Raw genomic sequence first — 24773 nt, 5'->3', positions numbered from 1 at the left:
ACAGATAAGGTGAATTATTTTGTAAAAGGCAGTCCTGCGGTGTGCAGCATTTCGTAGTATTTCATCTCGGCATCTATCCGTGCCGAAATACGGTTGTACTTGGCCTGGAGCAATGCATTATCAGCATCTATCATTTCGGTAATTACTACCAGCTGATTTAAGTATTGTAGTTTTACCAGGCGGTAGTTTTCTGTAGCCAGGGTTTCGGCAGCATCAGTTACCTTAAATTTATCCAGCAACTCCTCATATTGTTTAAACTGCCTGAAAATACGGTCGCGGTTTTCGTCAGCCACAATACTGGTTTGCTGCGCTGCGGCTTCAGCTTTTTTCTTGGCCAATGCTATACGGCTTTTGTTTTTATACAAACCCGAAAGGCTATAGGTAGCCTGTATGCCCACCTGCCCAAAAGTGTAGGCGTTCCAGTCGGGTGGAAAAAACATAAAGTTAGGATACTTATAGGTATAGCTTCCGTACATACTTATTACAGGGAGGTAGTTTGCCTTAGCGCTTTTTACATCAATGGTCCCCATTTGTTGCTGCTGCTGCGCAATGCGAAATTCCTCATTGCCCAGGGCAGCATTTTGCAGTTCGGCAAAATCCACAGCCCTGCTATCGGCTATAAGGCTCACAGTATCTATAACCATGGGTTGGTCTTCAGGGAGCTGCAACAGTGTTTTGAGGTCATTATACGCTATTTCAATATCCTTGCGATTGTTTATCAATTGAATTTCACGGTCTTTAAGTTGCAGCTCGGCCCGAAGCACCTCGTTTTTAGTTATGGTTCCGTTTTTAAGTAATGCTTTTACTTCTTTTAAGCGCTCTTTTTCCTCGGCTACATTCTCAGTAAGCAGTTTATCTAACTGCATGAGTTTGTAAATACCCAGGTAGTGCGCTGTAACATCCAGCTTTACATCCTTTTCGGTTTTGTGCAGCAACAGGCCCGCTACCTCGTGGTTCAGCTTAGCCTTGTCTACCACATTGTTTAGCCGATTGCCCTGGTATATGGGCATACTGCCGGTTACGGTAGCATCGTACTGGTTGTTGTGCAGGTCAGTAACCTTCATACCGCCAAATGCCCCATCCCTAAACTCGGTAAGGTTAGTAATGCGGGCATAAGCCGTGTGAAAATCAAAATCAGGCAGCCTGGTTTCTTCAGCTTCCTTAATTTCTTCTTCGGCAATGTCTTTCTGGATTGCAGATTTCAAAACCCTACGGTTTTGGGTTTCGCTCAGGCTAAGTGCCTGTTTTAGCGGCAACGGCACCGGCGATAGCTGTGCTGTTGCGGTTTGGCAGGTAAGGGCTGTAACTGCTGCCAGTGGCATAAGCAGTTGTAGCATCTTGTGGGGGTGCATAGTTTAAGTAACAGTTGACACTGCAAAGTTCTGCAGTTTTACACAAGTCTTACATATAACAAAAAGACAACAATTTATTAAAATAAGACAAATGTTAACGCAATCGTTTTATTAAAAACTATGCCTGAAAAAGAAAAAAACCGGCACAAGGCCGGTTTAAAAGATTATCTCGAAAAAAGATCATCAGCTTAGTAACGTCCGCCACCGCGGTTGTATCCGCCACCACCATTACGGTCTGAACGGTCGCTGTTATAACCACCTGAACGATCGCTGTTATAGCCACCGCTGCGGTTGTTATCACGGTTAAAGCCTCCGCTGCGATTGTTATCGCGGCTAAAGCTGCGGTTACCACCACCACCGCCGCCGAAAGACTTGCGTTGTGGTTGTTGAGGCCTTGCATCGCTTTGGTTCACAACAATTGTCCTGCCGCTTACCGTAGCACCATTCAGCTCAGATATGGCTCTTTGGGCTTCTTCCTCGTTTAGCATTTCAACAAAGCCAAAACCTTTACTGCGACCGGTTGTCCTGTCAATAATAATCTTTACAGAATCTACCTGGCCGTAGGCCTCAAAAGACTCTCTCAAATCTGCCTCGCCCAAGCTGAACGGAAGGCTTCCAACAAAAATGTTCATGGAAAAAAAATTAAAAAAATTAAAAAAGCACTTAAAAAATCCCGGGCCTGAACGTTTGTGGCCCAGGTTATAACAAATATAAAATTATTTATGACACAGCAAGTAAAATTATTGTCATTTAATAAAACTTTAATAATAAAAATTCTGCTGTTTAAAAAAAAGCCCTTCTGCAAACACAGAAGGGCTGTATATTATAAAGTAGTTTTTATACCATATTAAGGAGCGGTTGTAATAGGAATTCTGTAAAAGTTACCATTAGTAAAAGAAACTTCGTTACCCTCGCTGTCTACAGCAGTAAACGCAAATGTACCTACTATGTAACCTGCTGTTACATTTGTTTCGGTAATTATAAGCCTGCCCAGTCCGTCTGAATCATCTGTAGTATAATCTTCTATTTGTCCGTCAGCTTCAAAATGATAGCCGGCTAAGTTTTCCGAACCTTCACCCAGGTCATATACTCCGGGGTTAAAAGAATCAGTATGTAAGGTAAGGGTTTCAAAATCCTTTACAGCTGTTATTGTAAGCGACATATCGCCTCCCATAGTGGCGGTATAGCTGTCTGCCTTCCATTTTTCCCTGTCTTTGAGAGCCTGTACGGCAGGAGTGTTAAATTTCACGTCTTCTTCACAAGAACTCAGGACTGCCAGCAACACACAAAGTGACAAAATTTTTTTCATTATCTTTAACTTATAGAAGGGTAACTCAAATATTCCAACGACAAAAATAGCTTTTTATAGAATATATCCTAATCAAAAAGACATAAATCACAATAAAATTTTAAATTTTGAATTTAGTAGCGATAGAAAATCATAAAATTCAATGATAACGCCCTAAAAATTAAAATCTTTTATATATTTGCACGCTAAAATTAACCGGGGTCGGGTACCCCACTAAATCTAATAAGATGCCTGTAAGAATCAGACTACAACGCCACGGTAAAAAAGGAAAACCTTTTTACTGGGTGGTAGCGGCAGACAGCCGTTCAAAACGTGATGGTAAATTCCTTGAGAAAATAGGAACTTACAACCCTAACACTAACCCTGCAACTATAGACCTTAACGTGGACAGCGCTGTTAAGTGGCTATTTAACGGTGCTCAGCCATCGGATACTGCAAGGGCTATCCTTTCTTACAAAGGTGCACTTCTTAAACACCACCTAGAAGGCGGTGTACGTAAAGGTGCTCTTACAGCTGAACAAGCTGAAGAGAAATTTACTAAGTGGCTTGATGAAAAAGCTGCTAAAGTACAAGGTAAAAAAGACGGACTATCTAACGCTCAGGCTACAGCTAAAGCTGAAGCTCTTGCTGCAGAAAAGAAAGTTAATGAAGACCGTATTGCTGCTAAAAAAGAAGCTGAAGAAGCTGCTGCCGCTGCAGCTGCTGCTGAAGCCGCTACAGCAGAATCATCTGAAGAAACTACTTCTGAAGAAACTACAGAAGAAACCGAAGCTTAATTTACTACTGGCGAATGCGTAAAGAAGATTGTTTTTATTTAGGCAAAATCGCCAAAAAATTTAGCTTTAAGGGCGAAGTACTGGCTTGGCTGGATACTGACGACCCGGGTTATTTTCAAGATATGGAATCAGTGTTTGTTGAAAGAAACAAACATCTGGTTCCATTTTTTATTGAAACAAGCCGCCTGCACAAAGGCGAGTTCCTTCGTATAAAATTTGAGGATATAGACAGCGAGGAAGATGCCGATGCTATTATGGGCAGCCCACTATACCTACCGCTTACCATGCTGCCTAAGCTGGAGGGTAACAAATTTTATTTCCATGAAATCATCGGCTTTAAAGCCATGGACGAGCGCTTGGGCGACATAGGCGTTATAGCAGGGGTAAACGACACCTCATCTCAGGCACTTTTTGAAATTAAAAAAGGCGATATAGAGATACTGGTACCCATGATAGATGATTTTATTGTGAAACTGGATCGCGAAAACAAAACCATTTACCTTAATACCCCTAACGGACTGGTAGACCTATACCTTGGCTAGTTTTTTTGTTTCAGGTTTAAAGTTTCAGGCTGCTTACTCAATCTCTTTAAAGATTGAAAGATTCAGAAATGTCTATTATCTTTCATCTGTTATCTCACAGTCTTCAATTTAAAATATAAAATTCAAAATTTAAAATAATAAATTGTTCCAGTTTAAGCAATTCAGCATACAGCAAGACAAAACCGCTATGAAAGTAGGTACCGATGGCGTACTGCTGGGCGCTTGGGCTCCCATAGCACACCACCCGTATAACGTACTGGACATAGGTGCCGGAACCGGGCTGATTTCGCTGATGCTGGCACAACGCTGTGGCGCCGAACAGATAGACGGACTGGAAATAGATGCTGCCGCGCATGAACAGTGCGTGGAGAATTTTGAAGCCTCACCGTGGGGCGACAGGCTGTTTTGTTACCACGCCAGCCTGGACGATTTTATGGAAGAATGGGAAGAGGAATACGACCTGATTGTAAGCAACCCGCCGTTTTATACCGAAGACTACACCAGTGGCGACGAACAGCGTGATGCAGCCCGCTTTAACACCTCCCTGCCCTTTCAGGATTTACTGGAAGCTTCAGGCATTATACTGAGTGAAAACGGTATTTTGGCAGTAATCATACCTTTTAAGGAAGAAGCTAATTTCCGCCTGCTGGCAAAGGAAGAGGGTTTGTTCCCGTTTAAAATTACACATGTAAAAGGCACACCCGACAGCCCTGTAAAACGCAGCCTGCTGGCCTTTAGCCGTTATGAAACTAACGACATAGCCACAGACGAACTGGTTATAGAAACCGCCCGTCACCAATATACAGAGGAGTATATTGAGTTGACAAAGGATTTTTATTTGAAGATGTAGTTAATACCCTACTATTAAACCTATAGTAGGTGTCCAAAGGTTTTTGGGATTAAGTTTGCGTCCCATAGCCTTCATGTCGGTGGCGTGCCATTTATTTATATTCACCCAAAAGGCATCCCAGGTAGTACCTCCCACTGTAATCTTTTGGCAAAAATTATCATTAAGAGCCTGGTGCATTTCTATCCAGGTTAATTCTTTTCCTGATGTAGTTTTTACAGCCTGACCCGATTCGTCAAAATACCCCAGCACTTCCAAGCCAATAAAAGCACCTTCCTTTGGCAAATCAAGGTTATACCCTGAAAGGTCGATCTGCAACTCCTTCTTATCTTTAGGACTTATGCTTACTATGATATTTTGCTCATAAATATCTTTAAGAGGCACAAAACTATCATAGGAATGTTGATCTTTGGGTTCCTTTGTATCCCAATACACCTGCCCATAATCTTTCCGGCTATATACATGAACACGCACTGTAGTCGTATATTTTATCTTAGCCAGCTTTAACCAAAGCGAACGAATGGGCACATCCTTATCAAAAGTATTTTCAAAAAATACAGCAATACAACTGTTGGCATCGCCGATAGTAGTATTCCTGAGTTTCTTCTCTTTATACTCCCCTATCAGCGTATCTTTCAGTTTTACCGACGATACCATAACCTCATCAAGCACTATGGCTTTTGGTTTCAGGTATACCATCTTTTCCACTTTCGCTTTATCAATAATCTGCGTTTCAAAACCCAGGCAACTGAACTCTGCCGTATCATACGCCGCATTAATATCGGCAACACCGTTCTCACCACAATAAAGACCACCGGTTACTTTGCCGTTAGTTTTTAGGATAATTGTAACAAAAGGTACCGGCTCGCGGGTATCGGCACTAAGCACGGTAATGTTTTGGGCAGAAAGTGCCGCCGTGAAAAATAAGAAATAAAAAAGGTATTTCATTTTGGTGTCAATTGGTTTGTGTTCTTTTTAGCTTCCCGAAGGAAAGTCTTTGTGTCCATTCGGCAATTACATCAGTAAAACTTCGTGAACTTTGCGAAAAAACATTGTGTACTTCGTGGTAAAACTATTTATCCACATTTACATCGCAAGCATCACAATAATACAAAAAACCTTACACGATATTATAGTCGTACCTTACTTTAACAGCCTGAAAAATTCGTAAAAACACTTGCCAAAATTCACTGTATTTATTTAATATCCTCAAAGAATATCTGCAACCACCTACAAATACATAATTCATCACAAAATATAAAACAATAAATTATTGAATTGTTACATTTCTTTAGTTACATTTGTTTTAAACTAAAAACAAACAAATGAAACCCGATCTTTTTCAGGCACCTGATTACTACCTGGTTGATGACCTGTTAACCGACGAGCACAAAATGGTACGCGATGCTGCCCGCGAGTGGGTAAAGCGCGAGGTGTCACCCATTATAGAAGACTACGCCCAAAAGGCAGAATTCCCGAAGCAAATAATAAACGGCCTTGCCGAAATAGGCGCTTTTGGCCCGTACATTCCTGAGGAGTACGGCGGTGCCGGGCTGGACCAGATAAGCTACGGCCTTATTATGCAGGAAATAGAGCGTGGCGACAGCGGCGTGCGCAGTACAGCATCGGTACAGTCGTCACTGGTTATGTACCCTATATGGAAGTACGGCAACGAGGAACAGCGCAAAAAATACCTACCTAAACTGGCCAGTGGCGAGTTTATGGGCTGCTTTGGGCTTACCGAACCGGATTTTGGCAGTAACCCGGGCGGTATGATTACCAACTTTAAAGACAAAGGCGACCACTACCTGCTGAACGGCGCCAAGATGTGGATAAGCAATGCCCCCTTTGCAGACATTGCTGTTGTTTGGGCTAAAGATGAAAGTGGCCGCATTCACGGACTTATCGTGGAGCGCGGCATGGAAGGCTTTACCACTCCCGAAACACACAACAAATGGTCGCTTAGGGCTTCGGCTACGGGCGAACTGATTTTTGACAATGTAAAAGTCCCTAAAGAAAACCTGCTGCCTAACAAGAGTGGCCTGGGTGCACCTCTGGGGTGCCTGGACTCGGCTCGTTACGGTATAGCGTGGGGTGCCATTGGTGCCGCTATGGACTGCTATGATACCGCACTGCGCTACAGCAAAGAACGTATACAGTTTGACAAGCCTATAGGCGCTACCCAACTACAGCAAAAGAAACTTGCCGAAATGATAACCGAAATCACCAAGGCACAGCTGCTTACCTGGAGGCTGGGCGTACTGCGCAATGAAGGCCGTGCCACCAGCGCACAGATTTCTATGGCAAAACGAAACAATGTAGACATGGCCATACACATAGCCCGCGAAGCACGCCAAATGCTGGGCGGTATGGGTATTACCGGCGAATACAGTATAATGCGCCACATGATGAACCTGGAAAGCGTTATCACCTATGAGGGTACGCACGACATTCACCTGCTTATTACAGGTATGGATGTTACCGGATTTGCGGCTTTTAAATAAGACTTACATACTCCCCAAAAAAACAATCCTGGATATTGGTTCGCCCAATGTTCAGGATTTTCATTTTAAGCACCTTAGCATTCCGAAAATTATTTTCCCTGAAAAAATAATGCTTCAATGTGTAACAATACCCATAGTACCGTCACTAATAGGCAAACCTACGATTATTAACAATGAGAAAGCTAACACTGAAAGCCGGCCTGCTTATGGCTGCCGGGTTCCTTTGCTTGAATGCGCATGCACAAAACCAACCTAAAACCTTTAAACAAGCCATTAGCCAACCATGTGGCACCGCTGAATACCAGCAACAACTGGAACAAAAATCGCCTAAACTATCTGCACAGCAATTTGAAAGCTGGATCTCTAAAAAAATAGAGGAGAAAAAAGCGGCCCGCTCAGCAAACGATGCTTCGGATGACCAAACCTACAACATACCTGTAGTAATACACGTAATGCACAATGGCGACCCCGAAGGCGTAAACGAAAACATAAGCGAAACACAAATCCTGTCGGAACTACAGGTATTGCAGCAGGATTATAACCGTATGGTAAATACCCCGGGCTATAACGACAACCCTGTAGGCGCTACTATTAATGTTAACTTCTGCCTGGCTAAGCGTACACCCGACGGACAAAATACTACGGGTATTGTAAGGCACTACTCTGACCACACCGGTGGCTGGAGCCAAAACGACGCCAATGAAATACTGAAACCTTCTACGCAATGGGACCCTGAGCAGTACCTTAACATCTGGATTGTAGACTGGATATACATACCTGTAGCTACTTACAAAGTAGAGCTTGCAGGTTTTTCTACCTTCCCTATGCAGTCGGGTCTTGAAGGCATTGACAATGTTACACAAACCATAGCCGACCAGGATGGTGTGGTTATAGGTCACAACTACTTTGGGTCAAGGGAAATTTTCCCTGAAGGCATTTATGACGAAACCCGCACCCGCGACAAAGGGCGCACCGCCACACACGAAATAGGCCATTATTTGGGCTTAAGGCACATATGGGGCGATGGTGCCTGTAACGTAGACGATTTTTGTGAAGACACGCCTGTAACCGGACAGGCTAACATGGCTTGCACCGAAGGTACCGATACCTGCCCCGACAGCCCCGGACTGGACATGCTGGAAAACTACATGGACTATACGCCCGAAGGATGCCAGAACATTTTCACACAAGACCAGAAAAACCGTATAGTAACCGTACTGGAAAACTCGCCACGCAGGGTAAACCTGCTTACATCAGAAGCGTGTAACCCTGCTTTTGTTTATGAAAACGATGCGGCCCTGTACATAGAGCAAATTAACCTTACACCGTGTACTAATGCATACGCTCCGCAACTGAAACTGGTAAACAACGGTACAAGCCCGTTAACATCGGCTACGATTGCTTATAATACAAGCGGCGAAAACAGCGGAACTTATGAATGGACCGGGAACCTCGCCTCACAGGAGTCGGCTATTATTACCCTGCCCGAACAATCGTCTTCTACAGGTGTAAAAGCATTTAATGTATCGCTTACCGAAGTAAACGGTACTACTGATGCCTACGCAGAAAACGACACTAAGGGAACCGGGTTCAGGATCTTTAATAACGTTACAACAGCGAATGTGGTATTTACCCTGCAAAGAGACAGGCGTGGTGCCGAAACTACCTGGACCATATACAACAGCAGCCATGATGTAGTGGCATCGGGTGGACCATACAATACCATTGCCTCATCGCAGCCCCTGCCTGCTCCTGTGGTTACAACCATTCCGTTACAACCGGGCGAATGCTACACCTTTATGATTATAGACACTAAAGCAAACGGTATTTGTTGTGCTTATGGCGACGGTTACTACAACCTTGCCGATGAAAACGGTAACGTATTTGCCTCAGGCAGTAATTTCAGCATGCTGTATGACCTGGCTTATTTTGGAGCAAGCATGACACTTGATACCGAAAACCCTGAGGCTATTGCCAAAACAGAAGTGGTACTGTACCCTAACCCGGCTAACAGCGTTATTAATATTGCTTCGCCTAAAAACAGCACCCTTGCCGATGCCTATGTGGTATACAACAACCTGGGGCAGGTGGTAGCACAGGGCAAAGTAGCATCGTACAATCAGGAAGTAAACATAAGCGCACTTACAAACGGTGTGTACTTTATAAAACTGAATAACAACAACCAGGCATTACGCTTTGTAAAATACTAATCAGGTTATGCCCTGCATTTCTTTAAAATCCTGCCATAGTGCAGGATTTTTGCTTTAGCATAAAAAAGCCCCTGCACGGGATAATGCAGAGGCTCTTTTTTAACAAACAGAAACTGGAACAGAATGGTTTTTATCAAACCAGGGAGCCCTGAAAGGCGTCATGGATTTCGTCTATCATTACTTCTCCCTTTACTATATTAAGGCCTCGTCCCAGGTCCGGGTACTCCCTACAGGCAGTTTCCCAGCCCATGTTGGCCAGCTTTAAAACATACGGTAATGTTACATTGGTCAGCGCCAGCGTACTGGTATACGGCACCGCCCCCGGCATATTGGTTACACAATAGTGCACCACATCGTTTATTATGTACGTAGGATCCTCGTGCGTGGTAGGACGCGTGGTTTCAAAACATCCACCCTGGTCTACCGCCACGTCTACCATTACAGTACCGGGACGCATTTCCTTTAGCATGGCGCGGGTTATAAGCCTTGGCGCCTTTGCCCCCGGAATAAGCACCGCACCTATTATAAGGTCATGGTTTTTTATATGGCGTTTTATGTTGTACACGCTGCTGTATTCGGTAACCACATGTGGTGGCATTACATCGTTTATATGGCGCAGGCGTTTCATGTTTATATCCAGTATGGTAACGTGGGCACCCAGTCCGGCAGCCATTTTAGCTGCCTGTACCCCCACTACCCCGGCACCCAGTATAAGCACCTTACCGGGAGGTACACCCGGTACACCACCCAGCAGTACGCCACGGCCTTTAATAGGCTTTTCAAGGTACTTGGCACCCTGTTGTATGGCCATACGCCCTGCTACCTCACTCATAGGGGTTAGCAGCGGCAAAGAGCCGTCTTCATCGCGTACGGTTTCGTAAGCTATACATACCGCCTTGCTGGCTATCATGGCACGGGTAAGGCTTTCGCTGCTGGCAAAATGGAAATAGGTAAAAATTACCTGGTTCTTTTTTATCAGCGGGTATTCCTGTTGTATGGGCTCTTTCACCTTTACAATCATCTCGCTCATGGCGTATACCGCCTCCAGGCTGGGCAGCATTATGGCGCCTGCCTCCCTGTAATCCTCATCGGGGAAACCACTGCCTACCCCGGCCGACTCCTGTATAAATACCTCGTGGCCGTTGTTTACAAGTTCGTAAACCCCACCCGGAGTAAGGGCAACACGGTTTTCACCGTTCTTCATTTCTTTAGGCACCCCTATTTTCATGACGGTATGAATTATTTTTTTGCAAATATACCGCATCATCCCCCTATAAAAAAAGGGGTTTAACTAAAATAATTATAAACATTTTATTTACACCCCTAAAAACACAAGGGTAAGTATGTTGAAAAATACACTTTTAACCACACCACCCCCTTTTAAACAACTATTGTATGGACACATCTTTGCGACTTAGCGAGGAATTTTCTACCACAAGGCGCACAAAGTTTTTCACAAAGGGCACAAAAGGCCTAAATTATGCTTAATACGAACACGAAGGCTTTCCTTTGGAAAGCAAAAAAGTTCACAAAGCGATTTGTGTCCACACGATAGTTTAAACAAGGGGCATTATACCAAAGCAACAACATTCGGTATAAACCGTTATCTTTACCCTAACAATAAAACCAATGAAAAAACTCCTCATTATCTCCCTGTTGGCACTTGCTGCCTGTAAAAAAGAAAGCACTACAACCGATACGCTAACCGACAGCATTAGTGCCGATACTGCATTGGCACCCGCTCCGATGGCAGATACTGTAGCGGAGGATAATAGTGAAACCGTAGCCCCCGAACGCACCACGGCTAATCCGGAGGAATCGGTTACGGGAAATTTTACAGGGAAAGAGCTTACGGCCATGGGCACACTTATACACGAGGGCACTGATGGCGACGAAGACCCATCGGAATACAGCATTACGTTTAACGACCCTGCCATAACCTCACTGCCGGGTGGCTGCTGCGGAATGATACTGGTTAACGAGGGCGACCTTGACGGTGATGGCCTTGACGAGCTGGGTGTAGCGCAGGCGCCCCTGCATGGATGTGTATACGACTATATGGCATACACCTATAAAAACGGCAAGTGGAAACGGTATGTAGACATGTTTTTAATTCCTACCGCATGTGAAGGCATAAGCCGCGAGGATGTACAAAAACTGGTTTTTAAAGAAGGGAATACGGTATACTTTATGCAAGCCGACCTGAACGATGAAAATTTTAAAAAGGTAAAGACCAAAGCGAAGTAGCCTTACCCCCCAGCCTATCCGAAAGAGAGGCCTAGACACCTTTCAGAAATCTTCGAATTATAAAAAAGACATCATTAAAATTTAAGTCCTGTAATACTCAATAACGTTTTAATAATTCTTACAAAAACTGTAACTTGCCAAAAACTAAAGACAATAAAAATGGGACTCGACATTTATTTAAGAACTGACAACATTGATGAAATATACGATCTTCTTAATGAAAATGAAGCTAAATATAGTTTGAGCCGTACTTTTTGCAACTTTATGTGCAGAAGAAATGTGCTTGAAAATCATGAGGCAGAACTTGATCAAATTGGCGCAATAACAAATGTTGATATTTCTCCAATTTATGATATGGAAAATTATGTCGAGGAAGAAGAACTTGAATATTACCTGGAAACATTCGATACCGAAGATGAAAAACAAGAAAATCGAATTTCAGTTGAATATGACCGAAAAAAACTCGAAGGAAACATTGATATTGTATTAACAACTATAAGTTCACTTATTTCGAAGTTAAACAGTATTAATAGTATCCAGAACCTGTTGATAAAAACTGATTTTGACACACTTAACAACGATGTTTATTTCAGTGATTTTGAAAGCAATAAAGGCGATGGCTACATCAACAATAACTTTGGACACGACCTAAGAAATTTTAAACTTTTTCTGGAACTAGCAAAACAAAATAATGCTACAACAGTATGGTTTATGTACGGATAATATTTACCCCCTCACCCAACAATTTTCTACGTGGTCATTTACCATACCGGTGGCCTGCATGTGGGCATAGATTATGGTGCTGCCCACAAACTTAAAGCCGCGCTTTTTAAGGTCTTTGCTTATGGTATCGCTTAGGGGTGTAGTGGCGGGTACGTGCCCTAAGGAAGCAGGTACGTTATCTACAGGCTTACCATCAGTAAAGTTCCAGAAGTAGGTACTGAAACTACCGAACTCCTGCTGCACTTTTATAAAGTTCTGCGCATTGGTTACAGCGGCGTTAACCTTTAGCTTATTACGGATGATACCCGGGTCGGCCATAAGGCGGTCGATGTCTTCCTGGGTGTAAGCGGCAATCTTTTTATAATCGAAGTCATCAAAGGCTTTGGCAAAGCTTTCGCGGCGGCGCAGTATGGTTATCCAGCTCAGTCCCGCCTGAAAGGTTTCCAACAGCAGGAATTCAAACAGCTTATCGTCGTCGTACACGGGTTTGCCCCATTCTTCGTCGTGGTAGATTTGGTACAGCGGGTCGTTTCCGCACCAGCCGCAGCGTATTTTATTGTCCATTGTTTGCAAGTTGTTTTTTACGATCGTGTTCGTGGATGTATTTTTCTATGAGCCAATGCCCCAGGTATATAAACGGCGTCATCATTACGGCTATTACCAGTTTTACGGTATAGTTTGTAAAACCGCTGGTTATGTATTCGCTAAAGGTCATTTTACCACTCAGGTAAAACGCGATGCCCAGTACTATAAACGAATCAAACAACTGCGAAATTACGGTACTGCCTGTGCTGCGCAGCCATATCATTTTTTCGCCGGTTAGCCCCTTAAAAAAGTGGAACATGGTAACGTCTATAATCTGCGAGGCTATGAATGCCGTGATACTGCCCACAATAATCCACTGGCTTTGCCCGAAAACGGCATCAAACTGTGCATCGGTTACCCAACCGGGGCCTTTGGCGGCAGGTATCATCATGGCAAAGAACAAGAGCACAAAACAGTAGGCAATAAGCCCCGCCGTAATTACCGAAAGGCGCTGCACACCCTTACGCCCGAAGTATTCGTTAATAAGGTCGGTGGTAACAAACACCACAGGCCATGGCACTACACCTATACTCATAAGGTACGGCCCGAAATTACCCACAGGCCCGAGGAAAATAAGTTTGCCTCCTATAAGCTCGGCAACAATGGCATTGGTTATAAATATCCCTGCAAGGATAACGTACAGGGTGCTTTTGCGGTTTTCAAACATAATTATCTGGGTGAATAAACCGTAAAGTTAAGGAAATTGTGTTCCTTATCCAAAGCCACTGAGCTACTAAGCTTCTTAGCCGCTGAGCAGCTTCGAAAGAAAAAGCCGCTGAGCTTCTGAGCGACTTAGCCTCTTAGCAACTTTAAAAGAAAAAGCAATTAGTTCTCTAAGTAGCTCAGCAGCTAAGAAGCTTAGTAGCTTAAAAAAAGCTGCTGAATTTCCGGGCAACCCGAAAACTCAGCAGCTTAGCGGCTCAGCAGCTTTTTAAAACTACTTTACGCTTATTTTATACAGTCCGCTGGCATGTGGCGCCAGTGACTTTGTAAACTGTCCTTTAAAGCTACCTTCGGCTTTACCACTCCACATGTCTGTAAATGTAGCCTCCTTAGTAATACCTATCTCGGCAAGGTTTACGCTTACATTTACCGGTGCAGTACCGTCGGCCATATTAAACACCGCCAGGTATACCTCACCCGTATTTGGGTTTTTAGAGGTAATGGCTACTTTGCCATCCTGCTGAAACAGTTGCCTTACACCCGTGGCTTCGCTGTGCATTTTCAGCACATCCTTATTGGTAAGCAATGAATACGTAAAGGCGTCGTTGCTTGGCAAATCGCCCCCGAAGAACAATGGCGAACGGAATATGGTAAACAGCGTCATTAGCGTGTACTGTTCGTCTTTTGTAAGGCGGGTCATGCGGTCGTTACCACGCTCGCCACGGATAGAGATACGTCCCAACGGAATCATATCGCAATCGGGCCAGGTGCCGGGCGCTATGTGCGGATACCATTTTTGGCACACTTCCATCAGGTGGGTTATGTGCGGCCAGGTATCCCATACGTCGTCTACCATACGCCACATATTAGCGTGGGTTTTTACGTGTTCTGCTTTTTCTATTGGGGTTTCTCCCGGCGATGTGCTCAGTACAATCTTACGTCCGCACTTGTCTATCGCCTTACGGATAAGGTTAATTTCATCTTCGTGGTACGGACGCGAAAGGTCGTCTATCTTCACAAAATCGATTCCCCATGAAGCATACAATTCAAAAAGCGAATCGTAATACTCCTGTGCTCCCGGCTTATCGGCCAGTACGGTGTAGTTGTCCTTCAGCCATTCGCACTGCATAGCAGTGGTGTAAATCTGGTCGGCAGTAACACCGTTAGCGCCTTTTATAGGCAATTTATCCTGTACCGCCTTTTTAGGGATACCACGCATAATATGGATACCAAATTTAAGCCCTTTGCCGTGCACATAATCAGCCAGCGGTTTAAAGCCCTTGCCATCCTTAGCCGAAGGAAAACGGTTTACCGCGGGCTGGTACCTGCCGTATTGATCCATAACATAGCGCGGGTCGGTTTGGTTGTAGCCGCCTGCCTTATCGTTTTCTACAAACCAGCGAATGTCTACTATTATGTACTCCCACCCGAATGGTTTCAGCTTTTCGGCCATGTAATCGGCGTTGGCTTTTACTTCGTGTTCTTCAACGGTGGGTCCGTAGCAGTCCCAACTGTTCCAGCCCATAGGCGGAGTTTGCGCCCAACTCCTGAAATCGTCGTTGCTGCTTACCTTAGAAGACGAGCAGCCTGCGAGAACCAGAGCCAGTGCAGATGAAAAAACTATTTTTTTAATCATAATTATAGTAAGTAATTTGGATTTACATCGGTAGTAAAATTAGTGTTTAATACACACTTAACAAAAAATAGGTTAGTTTTTAAACATATCTTAAAGTTAACCCCAAATATAACCACCTCTTTGCGTCTTGGTGCCTTTGCGAGATTTTCTTTACCACCACGTTCACAAAGGTTTTTACAAGGTCCACTATGTTTGGTTCAAATAAGGCAAGCCATACTTGAATGGTCACTAAGGCTTTCCTACAGAAAGCCAAAAGTACATATAATTATCCTGAACAACAGGAATAAAAAAGGGCCACCCTTTCGGGCAGCCCTGTGGTTGTTACACCAATTTCAAGAACATTACTGCTTAATAATTTTTTTATTAGCAACAGTACCGTTTTCAAAGGTTACTGTCATTATATAATTACCTGAAGCAAGACCCGAAAGCTGCACCTCTTTTGCAGTAGTGGTGTACAGCAGGCTGCCTAGCATATTAAACACATTTACTTCTTTTACCGTTTGTGTAGTTTTAATGAATACTACATCGGTAGCAGGGTTAGGATATACGGTAAACAGGTTAGCGTTTACAGTTTCTGTACCCAGTGGAATATCGATTGTTACTTCTATTTCGCCGTAGATGGTTCCGTCAGCGGCAGTAGCCCTAACCACTACAGTACCGTTTGCAACAGCCGTTACAAGTCCGTTCTCATCAACAGTAGCGAAATCTGAACCTGAAACTACACTCCATGTTACATCAGCATTGGTAGCATCGGCAGGAAGCACAGTAGCCACAAGCTGTAGTGTACCGCCCGCAGTAGTGATTGTAGCAGCAACATCGCCTTCGGTAGTTACCGTAACTGATTCTACAGCCACAACCTGACCTGAAACCGTGATTTCAATTTCGCCATATATAGTTCCGTCAGCGGCAGTAGCCCTAACCACTACAGTACCGTTTGCAACCGCAGTTACAAGTCCGTTCTCATCTACAGTAGCATATTCAGCACCCGAAACTATGCTCCATGTTACATCAGCATTGGTAGCATCGGCAGGAAGTACTGTAGCCTCAAGCTGTAGCGTACCACCCGCAGTAGTGATTGTAGCAGCAACATCGCCTTCGGTAGTTACCGTAACTGATTCTACAGCCACAACCTGACCTGAAACCGTGATTTCAATTTCACCATATATAGTTCCGTCAGCAGCAGTAGCCCTAACCACTACAGTACCGTTTGCAACAGCTGTTACAAGTCCGTTCTCATCTACAGTAGCGAAATCTGAACCTGAAACTATGCTCCAAGTTACATCAGCATCAGTAGCATCGGCAGGAAGTACGGTAGCTACAAGCTGTAGTGTACCCGCATCGGTAGTAATTGCAGCAGCAACACCGCCCTGAGTAGTAACCGTAACCGATGTTACAGCCACAACCTGGTTAGTTATAGTAATTGTAACCTCATCATATATATCAGGGTAACCAGCAACGGTAGCCCTTACGGTAACCGTTCCGTTTGCAACAGCTGTTACAACACCTGTAGTATCTACAGTAGCATTGCCAGCACCTGAGGTAACACTCCATATAACTGAAGCACCTGCAGGAGTAGCGGTAGCCACAAGTTGTAGTGTACCACCGTTTGTTGTTATGGTAGCATCGGCACCGGCCTGAACCGTAACATCTACAGTTGGCAATGCATCCGGCTGACCGAATTTAGATACTGCAAGTACCGAAAGGCGGATTTCACTGGCGTATTCTGCACCCTGGTTACCTGCAAAACTGAAGCTGATACCTGTAATGGTTTTTGTTTGGTTAGCTTCATCTATATCAATACTGTATTGGTACAAACGTGGGTTAGAGCTATCGCCTTCAAGGTTGTTGTTAGCACGGTTTACGCGGCCCATACCCTGTATGGCGTAATCAGTACCATTGTACCAGTCTGACACCGATGGAGTAGCCTGCTGTGTAGTACCGTCGGCAAAGTTAACGGTAGCCACCAGTGGAAGATATTGCACACCACCACCGGCAGTACCGGCCAGGAGATATAAGGTAGTAACATTAGACGAAAGGAAGCTAAGCGTACCGGTGCTGCTGCCTGTACCTACATAATCTGGTGTAAGGAACAGTGCGTTATCGCCGTTGTAGTCTGCCAGCTGGAAGCTAAGTCCGGTTGTAGCTACACTGTTTATAAGACCGTTTACCGGAAGGCCGTAAGTAGGTGTAGTAGATGAACCCGGAGCCTGGAAGTCTAAAGACACAAGTGCCCTTGAGTTTGTTTCATCAAAACCGATGTCTGAACTGTCTGAGGCATTGCCCATACCGTTTGCAATGATATCGTGGTTAAAACCACCTGTAATTGTAATAGGTGTATAAGTATCTGCTACTGCCGTAGGGGTTTCGCAGATACTAACACCTAAAATTGCTGTTGTAGTAGCAGCGTTTGAAGATGTTTCTTTAGAGAAACTCACCGATGCTATCAGTTTATCGTAGTTTGCACTGTTTAGCAAAAACTCTTTCTGGAAAAGGTAGGTTTGGGTAAGGCCACTAAAGCTGTTTACCGGAGCCCACGATGCTGTTGTAATAACAGAAACCCTGCCCAGCGGGCCTGCTGTAGTAACAGTTTCAGAAGGTGTAGCATCTGACCACCAGTCTGTAGCCTGTTGCGCCGCAAATACCTGCGATGTACCATCGGCAAAGTTTACCGTTACATCTACGTTGTTAGTACCTTCTGCACTTACCCATGCCAGGTAAAGTTTCTGGGCTTTCTTTTGTTCTGTAAAAGTTAGCGTACCTGTATTGCTAAGGCTGTTCCTAAGAAGCAGCGCGTTGTTTCCGTTGTAATCGGCCAGCTGGAACGAAAGTCCGGCAGTAGCAGCACTTGTAATAGTACCGTTATTTGGCAAACCTGCTCCATAAGCAGCAGCACTTGCACCCGATGAGTCCGGGTTTGTAGGAACAAAATCCTGTGCATAATATCCGTTAGCACCGTCTATAGGCTGTGTAGCTTTTTCATTAGCATTACCTCCGGTGCCTTCTGCAATAACGTCGGCATTAAAACCAGTAACTGCTACTGTAGCAAATGTACAGTCGGCAGATACGGGTGCACTGGTTACAGTAACCGTAAATGTAGCACTAAGCGATGTGCTTGCCGTAGAGGTAGCTGTTACCGTAACAGTTCCTGTTCCGTTTCCTGAAGCCGTTAAAAGTCCGTTTGCATCAATAGTTGCAAGGGTGGCCCCATCGGTAATTGTCCATGTTACTCCCTGGGTTGCCTCAGTAGGGTATACTGTACCTACAAGTTGTAGCGTACCACCGTCTGCTGTTACCGTTGCCGCTACATCATTAAGAGTAGAAACAACTACATACTGACCGGCAACACCTTCGAGGTTAAGTGTTTTAACCGAAATTTTTCCAAGTGAAGAATCGCTAAAAGCAAGATACAGGTTCCCCTGGCTGTCTACAGCAAGAGAGTTATATGTAGCTTGTCCGGCACTTACATAACCCGGTGAAGGCTCTGTCCAGCTATTGGTATCCGCATCATAGCCTACTACGTAGTTTTTAAGATAATCTGTATTTTCCCAGATACTTGCAGCCACATATACGCTGCCGTTAGGGCCGGCCGCTATACTGGTGTGCTGTACTTTACCGGCAGAAAAGTTTTCGCTGCCCAGCTGCGTCCACTCACCGTCAAATTTCTTAACGTTTAGCTTGTTACCACCTGCACTACCCGAAACATAGGCAAGATATAGTGCATTATTAGCACCCACAGCGATACATGAGTTGTAGTTTTCGCTTGAAGAAGCAGCTGCAAGGTTTACTGCTCCTACCGGAGTCCACTCGTCTGTAGCCGACGCATTAACGTTGTTTTGATACACGTGTACATAACCGTTGTTATTAAAGCTTACGTATACTTTTCCGCTAGCGGTTATGGCCAGATCCAGGTAAAATGCTGTTCCTCCAAAGAAACCGGCTGTACCTACTTGCTCCCACGCACCGTTTACATAACGTTTTATACTTCCGGTACCATCGCCACTGGCTACAAACAATACGTTATCTGCAGATACTGCAGATGCCTGGTAGTTTATGGTGTTTGTAGTTGTGTTAGGCAGCTGGCTCCAGCTGGTGCCGTTATATTGCCTTACCTGAAGACCCGAATCTTGGTTAGTAAAATATACATTACCAAGCGCATCTGCCGAAACAGAATTGTACGTAGCATAGCTGGTAGTAATACCTGCCGAACCACCCAGGTAAGACCATGCACCATCACTGTACTTTTGTACACTGCCCTTAGTTACCGAAACATCATAGTAACCTAACAACAGGTTATCCTGGTAGTCGCTTATAAGGGTAAGCCGCCCTGATCCGCCGGCAGAAACACCATCGGCTGAACCCACGGCCTCCCATGCCTGCGAAAATGCATTTGTGCACACCAGCAGCAGTGCTGCAAGCGTAATCATAAAATACTGTTTTTTCATAGAATAGAAATTGGTTAAAATCACCCAAATGTAGCGTGTGTGTTAACGTTGTGTGAAAAATCACCTACTTAACAGTTTACCTATCACACAAAACAGCCTACTCATTAGGTACTCACCTCTAAAAACCAGCTTTTTACAACGTTTTCATTTCATTGCAGTAACAAAATATACATGTATATTTTAAGGCTTAAAATTGCGTATTTCGGATATATCGAGGCATGTTTTTAGTCAAAATAAAAGATGTCACATAAATTATCTGCGCCGCCAAGGCCGGTATATTTATTTTGACACATATAGTCAAATCTATAAAAAACGCCATAATTTAAAGACACACCCCTAACCCCTCTCAAGAGGGGAATAGCTTCACTCTTTCTGATAAAAGCGACTATGTTTAAAGGCCTGAGTAAGCACATCCGAGTATTCCCCTCTTGAGAGGGGTTAGGGGTGTGTTATATAGAATAATTATGACAAATAGAAATGATTCAACTATACAACTGATAAAAAGGCACAAAACTTTGCGCCTTCGCATCTTTGTGAGATTTTTTAGCCATAATGAACGCCTAAGGCTTTCCTGCGGAAAGTTAAAAGGCTACAAAATAGCTTCCGGCAATACCCGTGGGGAGTTATAAAATTGAAAAAAGAAAAAGCACAATTAATCAAAAAACCTAAATACCGTCAAACCAGTTGTAGATGTCTGTAGACTGTGGAATATCGAGTTTCTTCCGTATACGGTATTTTTTGTTTTGCACCGTCCTGGTTTCTATGTAGGTAAACTGGGCAATCTGTTTGGTAGAAAGCTTCATTTTCAGCATGGCACAAAACTCTATTTCCGATTGTACCAGCTGTGGGTTTATTTCCAGCAGCTTTTTAGAAAAATCAGGAAACTGCTTTTCAAAGTTAAAAATGAACGAAGAATCGTCGCGTTTTATAAGCTCTAAAAGTTCATCATAATTAGCTAATGGCTCGGCATTACCATCTTCATTTGCTTCGGCTTCCGCCTCTCTTTCCTGTTTCTTGTTGCGCCTGTAAAGCCAAAACAAACCGGCTGCCAGCACTATACCTCCCCCCATCATGTACAGCCCGTAAGAAAGCCTGTCCTGTACAGGGGTTGTTTCCTTCTTTTTCAGTTCGCTCTTTAAAAGGGAATACTTACTCTTTAGCGCCTTTAGCTCAAGTCCGTCTAATTTGTTTTGGTAGTGGGCTACCGCCACAGAATCGCCTTGTACTTTATACACCTCAATAAGATTAGTATACAGGTCTTTTATATTCAGTACTTCGCCGTTTACCTTGTTTATTTCTTCCGCTTTCAGGTAATATTCCAGTGCTTTTGCGTTATCGTTTCGCTGCTGAAAAACCTGACCCAGCACATAATAATTAAGCCCCGTAACATCGTCATTATCGGCACTTTTTGGCTTAATAGCCATAGAAAGGTTAGCATAATGCTCAGCCGAATCGGCATTAATATGAATGTAGGTACTGGCAAGATTAGAATAGTTAAGGTACTGAAACCTTTTATACGCCTCAGTATTCTTTTTGCCGCGATAGCTCTCTACGGCCATGTACATTTTTTCCAGCGCCTTACGGTGCTCTTTAAGGTCGTTATATATATTAGCCTGGCTAAGAAGTATGTTTGTGCGGGTATAAAAAATGGTGGGGTCGCTGTCGTCAGCCCTGTCTAATACTTTAAAAGCGCTGTCCAGGTTAGTCAGTGCCTTATCGGGCATTTCGTTCATAGAAAACGCCTCTGCACGGTATATGTACGACATGGCATTGTACTTGGCATTCTTATACGCGGCTGCCTTTACATGAAGTGAATCGGCGGCATTTATAAGCTTAGCCACATCTTCCTTACTGTAAAAATAGCGGCAACGCCTGTCCAGCAACACCAGTTCGTTTTGTGTATCTCCTGCTTTTATTGCCTGCTCTATAAGTTCGTTTAGTTGGCTAAAAGCCTTATCAACATTATTCCTGAAAAGGTTTCCGTTCTGCTCCACACGCTCTGTAAGCGTAGCGGCAGGCGGCTGCTGGGCATAAAGTTGTAATGCCATCAACAAACAAAACAGGCTCATAAAACCTGTAACCTTTATGTTATATAATTTCTTTTTCATTAAGCGTTTCAATACCACTCTGCCTATGCGTAAAAGTATGATATTTTACAAAATTTTATACACTTTTTACACCATTAGCTACCAAAACAAGGTGAATATATTAAAATCACCGCACAACATTAACACATAAACACCGTATAAATTGTGGTTTGGCCGAACTTCTTTATTCGCTTACCAAACAGCACAACCCACAAAATTTTATTTATTTTTATTTAAACTAAATATAAATAGAGTTGCAATATTAGAAATTAAAACAATTGGAAACAAGTTTATAACGAAGAGAAAAACAAACAAAAAAATAAAACCTTACTTTTACAAAAACTCAACCACCTCAATATGAAATACATAACAGCCATCTTAATACTTTGCAGCAAATTGCTTTTTGCGCAAAGCCAAATACCCCCCGTCCCTGTTGTATACAACAAAATGTTAGTACTGCATGATACTTTATACGCAACAAACACGGCAGGTGAACTTCACGAATGGATTATTGGCGGTGATTCATTACATATTGTCATTAACAATGGAGTGCAGGCTATTGCAAAAGACAATCTTAATACGCTCTATTATATAAAAGATAACAGCATTTTTAAAAAACGTGAAAGTCAGGTTAAGGAACTTCCTAAACTACAAGGCGAAATACATGCCATGCTTTTTGATGCCGGCAATACACCTGTGGCAGTAACCTCAAAAGGAATATACATAAACGAAACTACTTATGATGCCACAGGGATAGGTTACGGAACATATAGAGAAGCAATAGAAAAGTACCTGCCCATAGCAAACAACTATTTCACGGACAGCAAAGGCTCAATCTGGATGGGATATGACAACGGAGAGTTTGGCGGCGGTATTACTTTTTTTAATCTTATCGACAAAAAGTATTATGATTATAAAACATTTCAGCCGGAAGACATAGCCGAAACAACCGGGAAATACTATGCCCCCAAAAGGAGCCGAAAACAACAAAAAGAAGCGATAAAAAAGAAGACCCGGCAAAGTGAAGGACAAGCTATACCCTATTTTGAAATTCCTGAAGCTACATTTCACCAACCTATAAAAGGGATTGCCGAAAATGAAAAAGGCGATTTTTTAACAAGCGAAAGCCTTATGCATTTTTACCTGAGCGGAAGCCTTACAATATTTGAGAAATACGAAGAAGGCTGTTACACAAGATACACTCTTAACAACCTGCTAAAATTCGACTCACAAAAAAAAGACCCGGAATTAATAGAGTACTTAGGCCCCGTAGCATACAACCCCTACAACAAGCATTTTTATTACTACAGCAGTGAAGGTTTTTTCAGGATAGAACGTAATACGGCGGGGCAATACAGCAAAGAATTTATATGTAACCCAAAAATACACTGGAACTATGGCATGGCGGCTTCTGTAGGCTATCGTATGAATGTTACCGAGTTTACTTTTACCGGGCCGGATAGTTTTGTTTTTCTCACAGAAAATTCCATAGGATATTACAATAAAGGAACCGTTAGCTGGTACAAATAGGCTTACAATAATCACTACACAATAGCTTTACGGATAAAATCGCTTACTATTTTCGCAATTTACCTTAGTTTTTGCAACCGGGTTTTATGCTATTTTTGTAAAAAGCATCAATCGTTATAGTAAACCTCTTAGCATAAAACTTCATATTAAATGAAAAGATACTGCCTTGCCCTTGACCTTGCCGATGACCCTGCCCTGATAGCAGAATACGAAAACTACCATAAGGCAGTGTGGCCCGAAATACAGCAAAGCATTACCGGAGCAGGTGTAGAAAACCTGGAAATATACCGTACCGGAAACCGCCTGTTTATGCTAATGGAGGTAAACGATAGCTTTTCATTTGAGGCAAAAAGCGCTTCGGATGCGGCCAACCCAAAAGTACAGGAATGGGAACAACTGATGTGGAAATACCAGCGTGCCCTATCCCATGCAAAACCCGGTGAAAAGTGGATACTGATGGATAAGATTTTTTCGCTGTAATACTCCCCCGCCATGATTTTAGACTCGCACATACATTTCTGGAAATACCACCCGGTACGCGATGCCTGGATAAATGATGACATGAAGGTAATACAGCGCGACTTTTTACCCGAAGATGCATTGCCGGTATTTAACGCTAACGGCGGTGCAGGCTGCATAGCGGTGCAGGCCGACCAAAGCCCTGAAGAAAATCGTTTTTTACTGCAACTGGCTGCCGAAAATGATTTTATAAAAGGTGTTGTAGGCTGGATTGATCTATCCTCACCCGGTATAGAAGAAGAGCTTAAATCGTATAAGAATCACGCCAAATTGAAAGGCTTCCGGTATATGGTACAGGATGAAGCCCAGGGCTTCTTGCAGCGCGAAACTGTACTGGAAAACATCGCAAAATTAGGACACTATGGCTACACCTACGATATACTTATCCTTGGGCACCAGCTGGCCGATGCCATTACCCTAACCGAAAAGCTACCAAACCAGCCTTACATACTGGATCATTGCGCCAAGCCATCGCTCCGTACAGGCAACATATCCGAATGGAAAGCACAGATAAAACTACTGGCACAAAACCCGAATGTATACTGCAAGCTGTCGGGGTTGCTCACTGAGGACCATTGGCGCAACTGCAATGAAGTACAGCTTAAAGATTGTATGGATGTGGTGCTGGACAGCTTTGGTACAAACCGTGTGGTTTTTGGAAGTGACTGGCCTGTGGTGCAGCTTGCCGGCACGTATACCCGTTGGCTCAATTTGGTAAAAACACACATTGCACACTTCTCCCCTGCCCAGCAGGAAAACATTTTATACCATAATGCTGTAAAGTTTTACGGGTTGTAATGT

Annotated in this window: 20 protein-coding genes; 10 read left to right on the top strand and 10 right to left on the bottom strand. The window is 43.6% G+C overall.

Annotated features, from left to right (window positions below; genetic code table 11):
* Positions 1-14: 14 nt before the first annotated feature.
* The 3 genes from ACLI1A_RS00425 to ACLI1A_RS00415 all read right to left on the bottom strand — a co-directional run bounded on the left by ACLI1A_RS00425 (position 15) and on the right by ACLI1A_RS00415 (position 2661).
* Positions 15-1352 (bottom strand): TolC family protein, encoded by a 1338-nt coding sequence (locus ACLI1A_RS00425; RefSeq protein ID WP_411404938.1) that lies wholly within the window; start codon positions 1350-1352, stop codon positions 15-17.
* A 188-nt stretch (positions 1353-1540) separates the two neighbouring features.
* Positions 1541-1984 (bottom strand): RNA recognition motif domain-containing protein, encoded by a 444-nt coding sequence (locus tag ACLI1A_RS00420; RefSeq protein WP_411404936.1) that lies wholly within the window; start codon positions 1982-1984, stop codon positions 1541-1543.
* Between the two features lie 215 nt (positions 1985-2199).
* The gene (locus ACLI1A_RS00415; protein ID WP_411404934.1) at positions 2200-2661 is read right to left on the bottom strand and encodes a DUF6252 family protein; all 462 of its coding nucleotides are present in this window, start codon (positions 2659-2661) and stop codon (positions 2200-2202) included.
* 227 nt (positions 2662-2888) lie between these two features.
* Between ACLI1A_RS00415 and ACLI1A_RS00410 the strand changes: the two genes are divergently transcribed.
* The 3 genes from ACLI1A_RS00410 to ACLI1A_RS00400 all read left to right on the top strand — a co-directional run bounded on the left by ACLI1A_RS00410 (position 2889) and on the right by ACLI1A_RS00400 (position 4829).
* Positions 2889-3437, top strand: a complete 549-nt coding sequence (locus ACLI1A_RS00410; RefSeq protein WP_411404932.1) for a 30S ribosomal protein S16 — start codon at positions 2889-2891, stop codon at positions 3435-3437.
* Between the two features lie 14 nt (positions 3438-3451).
* Positions 3452-3979 carry a ribosome maturation factor RimM gene (rimM, locus tag ACLI1A_RS00405; RefSeq protein ID WP_411404930.1) on the top strand — a complete coding sequence of 176 codons (528 nt, stop codon included), beginning with the start codon at positions 3452-3454 and terminating at the stop codon, positions 3977-3979.
* A 142-nt stretch (positions 3980-4121) separates the two neighbouring features.
* On the top strand, positions 4122-4829 hold the full coding sequence (locus ACLI1A_RS00400; RefSeq protein WP_411404928.1) for a tRNA1(Val) (adenine(37)-N6)-methyltransferase: 708 nt from the start codon (positions 4122-4124) through the stop codon (positions 4827-4829).
* On the opposite strand, the gene ACLI1A_RS00395 is transcribed toward ACLI1A_RS00400, so the two are convergent.
* Positions 4830-5774, bottom strand: coding sequence for a hypothetical protein (locus tag ACLI1A_RS00395; protein WP_411404926.1), 945 nt, complete (start codon positions 5772-5774; stop codon positions 4830-4832).
* Between the two features lie 377 nt (positions 5775-6151).
* On the opposite strand from ACLI1A_RS00395, the gene ACLI1A_RS00390 reads away from it, so the two are divergent.
* Both ACLI1A_RS00390 and ACLI1A_RS00385 read left to right on the top strand, forming a co-directional pair.
* Entirely contained in the window at positions 6152-7330 is a 1179-nt protein-coding gene (locus ACLI1A_RS00390; RefSeq protein WP_411404924.1) for an acyl-CoA dehydrogenase family protein, read from the top strand.
* A gap of 173 nt (positions 7331-7503) precedes the next feature.
* Complete coding sequence (locus ACLI1A_RS00385) at positions 7504-9540, top strand: M43 family zinc metalloprotease (protein ID WP_411404922.1); 2037 nt, start codon at positions 7504-7506, stop codon at positions 9538-9540.
* 133 nt (positions 9541-9673) lie between these two features.
* On the opposite strand, the gene ald is transcribed toward ACLI1A_RS00385, so the two are convergent.
* Positions 9674-10768, bottom strand: a complete 1095-nt coding sequence (gene ald / locus ACLI1A_RS00380; protein ID WP_411404920.1) for an alanine dehydrogenase — start codon at positions 10766-10768, stop codon at positions 9674-9676.
* A 401-nt stretch (positions 10769-11169) separates the two neighbouring features.
* Between ald and ACLI1A_RS00375 the strand changes: the two genes are divergently transcribed.
* Both ACLI1A_RS00375 and ACLI1A_RS00370 read left to right on the top strand, forming a co-directional pair.
* Positions 11170-11787 carry a hypothetical protein gene (locus ACLI1A_RS00375; RefSeq protein WP_411404918.1) on the top strand — a complete coding sequence of 206 codons (618 nt, stop codon included), beginning with the start codon at positions 11170-11172 and terminating at the stop codon, positions 11785-11787.
* Between the two features lie 159 nt (positions 11788-11946).
* On the top strand, positions 11947-12510 hold the full coding sequence (locus tag ACLI1A_RS00370; RefSeq protein WP_411404916.1) for a hypothetical protein: 564 nt from the start codon (positions 11947-11949) through the stop codon (positions 12508-12510).
* A 3-nt stretch (positions 12511-12513) separates the two neighbouring features.
* Here the strand turns inward: ACLI1A_RS00370 and ACLI1A_RS00365 are convergent, their stop codons facing one another.
* The 5 genes from ACLI1A_RS00365 to ACLI1A_RS00345 form a co-directional block, all read right to left on the bottom strand.
* A complete protein-coding gene (locus ACLI1A_RS00365) occupies positions 12514-13074 on the bottom strand; it encodes a DNA-3-methyladenine glycosylase I (protein WP_411404914.1) in 561 nt (186 codons plus the stop codon).
* The gene (locus ACLI1A_RS00360) at positions 13064-13762 is read right to left on the bottom strand and encodes a queuosine precursor transporter (protein ID WP_411404912.1); all 699 of its coding nucleotides are present in this window, start codon (positions 13760-13762) and stop codon (positions 13064-13066) included. Before ACLI1A_RS00360 ends, ACLI1A_RS00365 begins: the two co-directional genes overlap by 11 nt.
* Positions 13763-14032: 270 nt before the next feature.
* On the bottom strand, positions 14033-15394 hold the full coding sequence (locus ACLI1A_RS00355) for a glycoside hydrolase family 27 protein (protein WP_411404910.1): 1362 nt from the start codon (positions 15392-15394) through the stop codon (positions 14033-14035).
* 341 nt (positions 15395-15735) lie between these two features.
* Complete coding sequence (locus ACLI1A_RS00350) at positions 15736-19818, bottom strand: Ig-like domain-containing protein (protein WP_411404908.1); 4083 nt, start codon at positions 19816-19818, stop codon at positions 15736-15738.
* Positions 19819-20501: 683 nt separating this feature from the next.
* Positions 20502-21944 carry a tetratricopeptide repeat protein gene (locus ACLI1A_RS00345; protein ID WP_411404906.1) on the bottom strand — a complete coding sequence of 481 codons (1443 nt, stop codon included), beginning with the start codon at positions 21942-21944 and terminating at the stop codon, positions 20502-20504.
* Between the two features lie 426 nt (positions 21945-22370).
* Between ACLI1A_RS00345 and ACLI1A_RS00340 the strand changes: the two genes are divergently transcribed.
* From ACLI1A_RS00340 to ACLI1A_RS00330, 3 genes are all read left to right on the top strand, one after another.
* Positions 22371-23453, top strand: coding sequence for a hypothetical protein (locus tag ACLI1A_RS00340; protein ID WP_411404904.1), 1083 nt, complete (start codon positions 22371-22373; stop codon positions 23451-23453).
* 150 nt (positions 23454-23603) lie between these two features.
* Positions 23604-23933, top strand: coding sequence for an L-rhamnose mutarotase (locus ACLI1A_RS00335; protein WP_411404902.1), 330 nt, complete (start codon positions 23604-23606; stop codon positions 23931-23933).
* Positions 23934-23945: 12 nt separating this feature from the next.
* Positions 23946-24770 carry an amidohydrolase family protein gene (locus tag ACLI1A_RS00330; RefSeq protein WP_411404900.1) on the top strand — a complete coding sequence of 275 codons (825 nt, stop codon included), beginning with the start codon at positions 23946-23948 and terminating at the stop codon, positions 24768-24770.
* Positions 24771-24773: the final 3 nt, after the last annotated feature.

The sequence above is a fragment of the Flavobacterium sp. RHBU_3 genome, from assembly GCF_046613565.1.
Classification (GTDB): domain Bacteria; phylum Bacteroidota; class Bacteroidia; order Flavobacteriales; family Flavobacteriaceae; genus Flavobacterium.
This window is presented reverse-complemented; position numbering and strand designations above follow the sequence as displayed.

Coding starts and splice junctions, on each gene's coding strand:
- ACLI1A_RS00365 (WP_411404914.1), bottom strand. CDS start 13,074: ATGGACAATAAAATACGCTGCGGCTGGTGCGGAAACGACCCGCTGTAC.
- ACLI1A_RS00390 (WP_411404924.1), top strand. CDS start 6,152: ATGAAACCCGATCTTTTTCAGGCACCTGATTACTACCTGGTTGATGAC.
- ACLI1A_RS00375 (WP_411404918.1), top strand. CDS start 11,170: ATGAAAAAACTCCTCATTATCTCCCTGTTGGCACTTGCTGCCTGTAAA.
- ACLI1A_RS00370 (WP_411404916.1), top strand. CDS start 11,947: ATGGGACTCGACATTTATTTAAGAACTGACAACATTGATGAAATATAC.
- ACLI1A_RS00335 (WP_411404902.1), top strand. CDS start 23,604: ATGAAAAGATACTGCCTTGCCCTTGACCTTGCCGATGACCCTGCCCTG.
- ACLI1A_RS00425 (WP_411404938.1), bottom strand. CDS start 1,352: ATGCACCCCCACAAGATGCTACAACTGCTTATGCCACTGGCAGCAGTT.
- ACLI1A_RS00385 (WP_411404922.1), top strand. CDS start 7,504: ATGAGAAAGCTAACACTGAAAGCCGGCCTGCTTATGGCTGCCGGGTTC.
- ACLI1A_RS00415 (WP_411404934.1), bottom strand. CDS start 2,661: ATGAAAAAAATTTTGTCACTTTGTGTGTTGCTGGCAGTCCTGAGTTCT.
- ACLI1A_RS00395 (WP_411404926.1), bottom strand. CDS start 5,774: ATGAAATACCTTTTTTATTTCTTATTTTTCACGGCGGCACTTTCTGCC.
- ACLI1A_RS00340 (WP_411404904.1), top strand. CDS start 22,371: ATGTTAGTACTGCATGATACTTTATACGCAACAAACACGGCAGGTGAA.
- ACLI1A_RS00345 (WP_411404906.1), bottom strand. CDS start 21,944: ATGAAAAAGAAATTATATAACATAAAGGTTACAGGTTTTATGAGCCTG.
- ACLI1A_RS00420 (WP_411404936.1), bottom strand. CDS start 1,984: ATGAACATTTTTGTTGGAAGCCTTCCGTTCAGCTTGGGCGAGGCAGAT.
- ACLI1A_RS00410 (WP_411404932.1), top strand. CDS start 2,889: ATGCCTGTAAGAATCAGACTACAACGCCACGGTAAAAAAGGAAAACCT.
- ACLI1A_RS00360 (WP_411404912.1), bottom strand. CDS start 13,762: ATGTTTGAAAACCGCAAAAGCACCCTGTACGTTATCCTTGCAGGGATA.
- ald (WP_411404920.1), bottom strand. CDS start 10,768: ATGAAAATAGGGGTGCCTAAAGAAATGAAGAACGGTGAAAACCGTGTT.
- ACLI1A_RS00355 (WP_411404910.1), bottom strand. CDS start 15,394: ATGATTAAAAAAATAGTTTTTTCATCTGCACTGGCTCTGGTTCTCGCA.
- rimM (WP_411404930.1), top strand. CDS start 3,452: ATGCGTAAAGAAGATTGTTTTTATTTAGGCAAAATCGCCAAAAAATTT.
- ACLI1A_RS00350 (WP_411404908.1), bottom strand. CDS start 19,818: ATGATTACGCTTGCAGCACTGCTGCTGGTGTGCACAAATGCATTTTCG.
- ACLI1A_RS00330 (WP_411404900.1), top strand. CDS start 23,946: ATGATTTTAGACTCGCACATACATTTCTGGAAATACCACCCGGTACGC.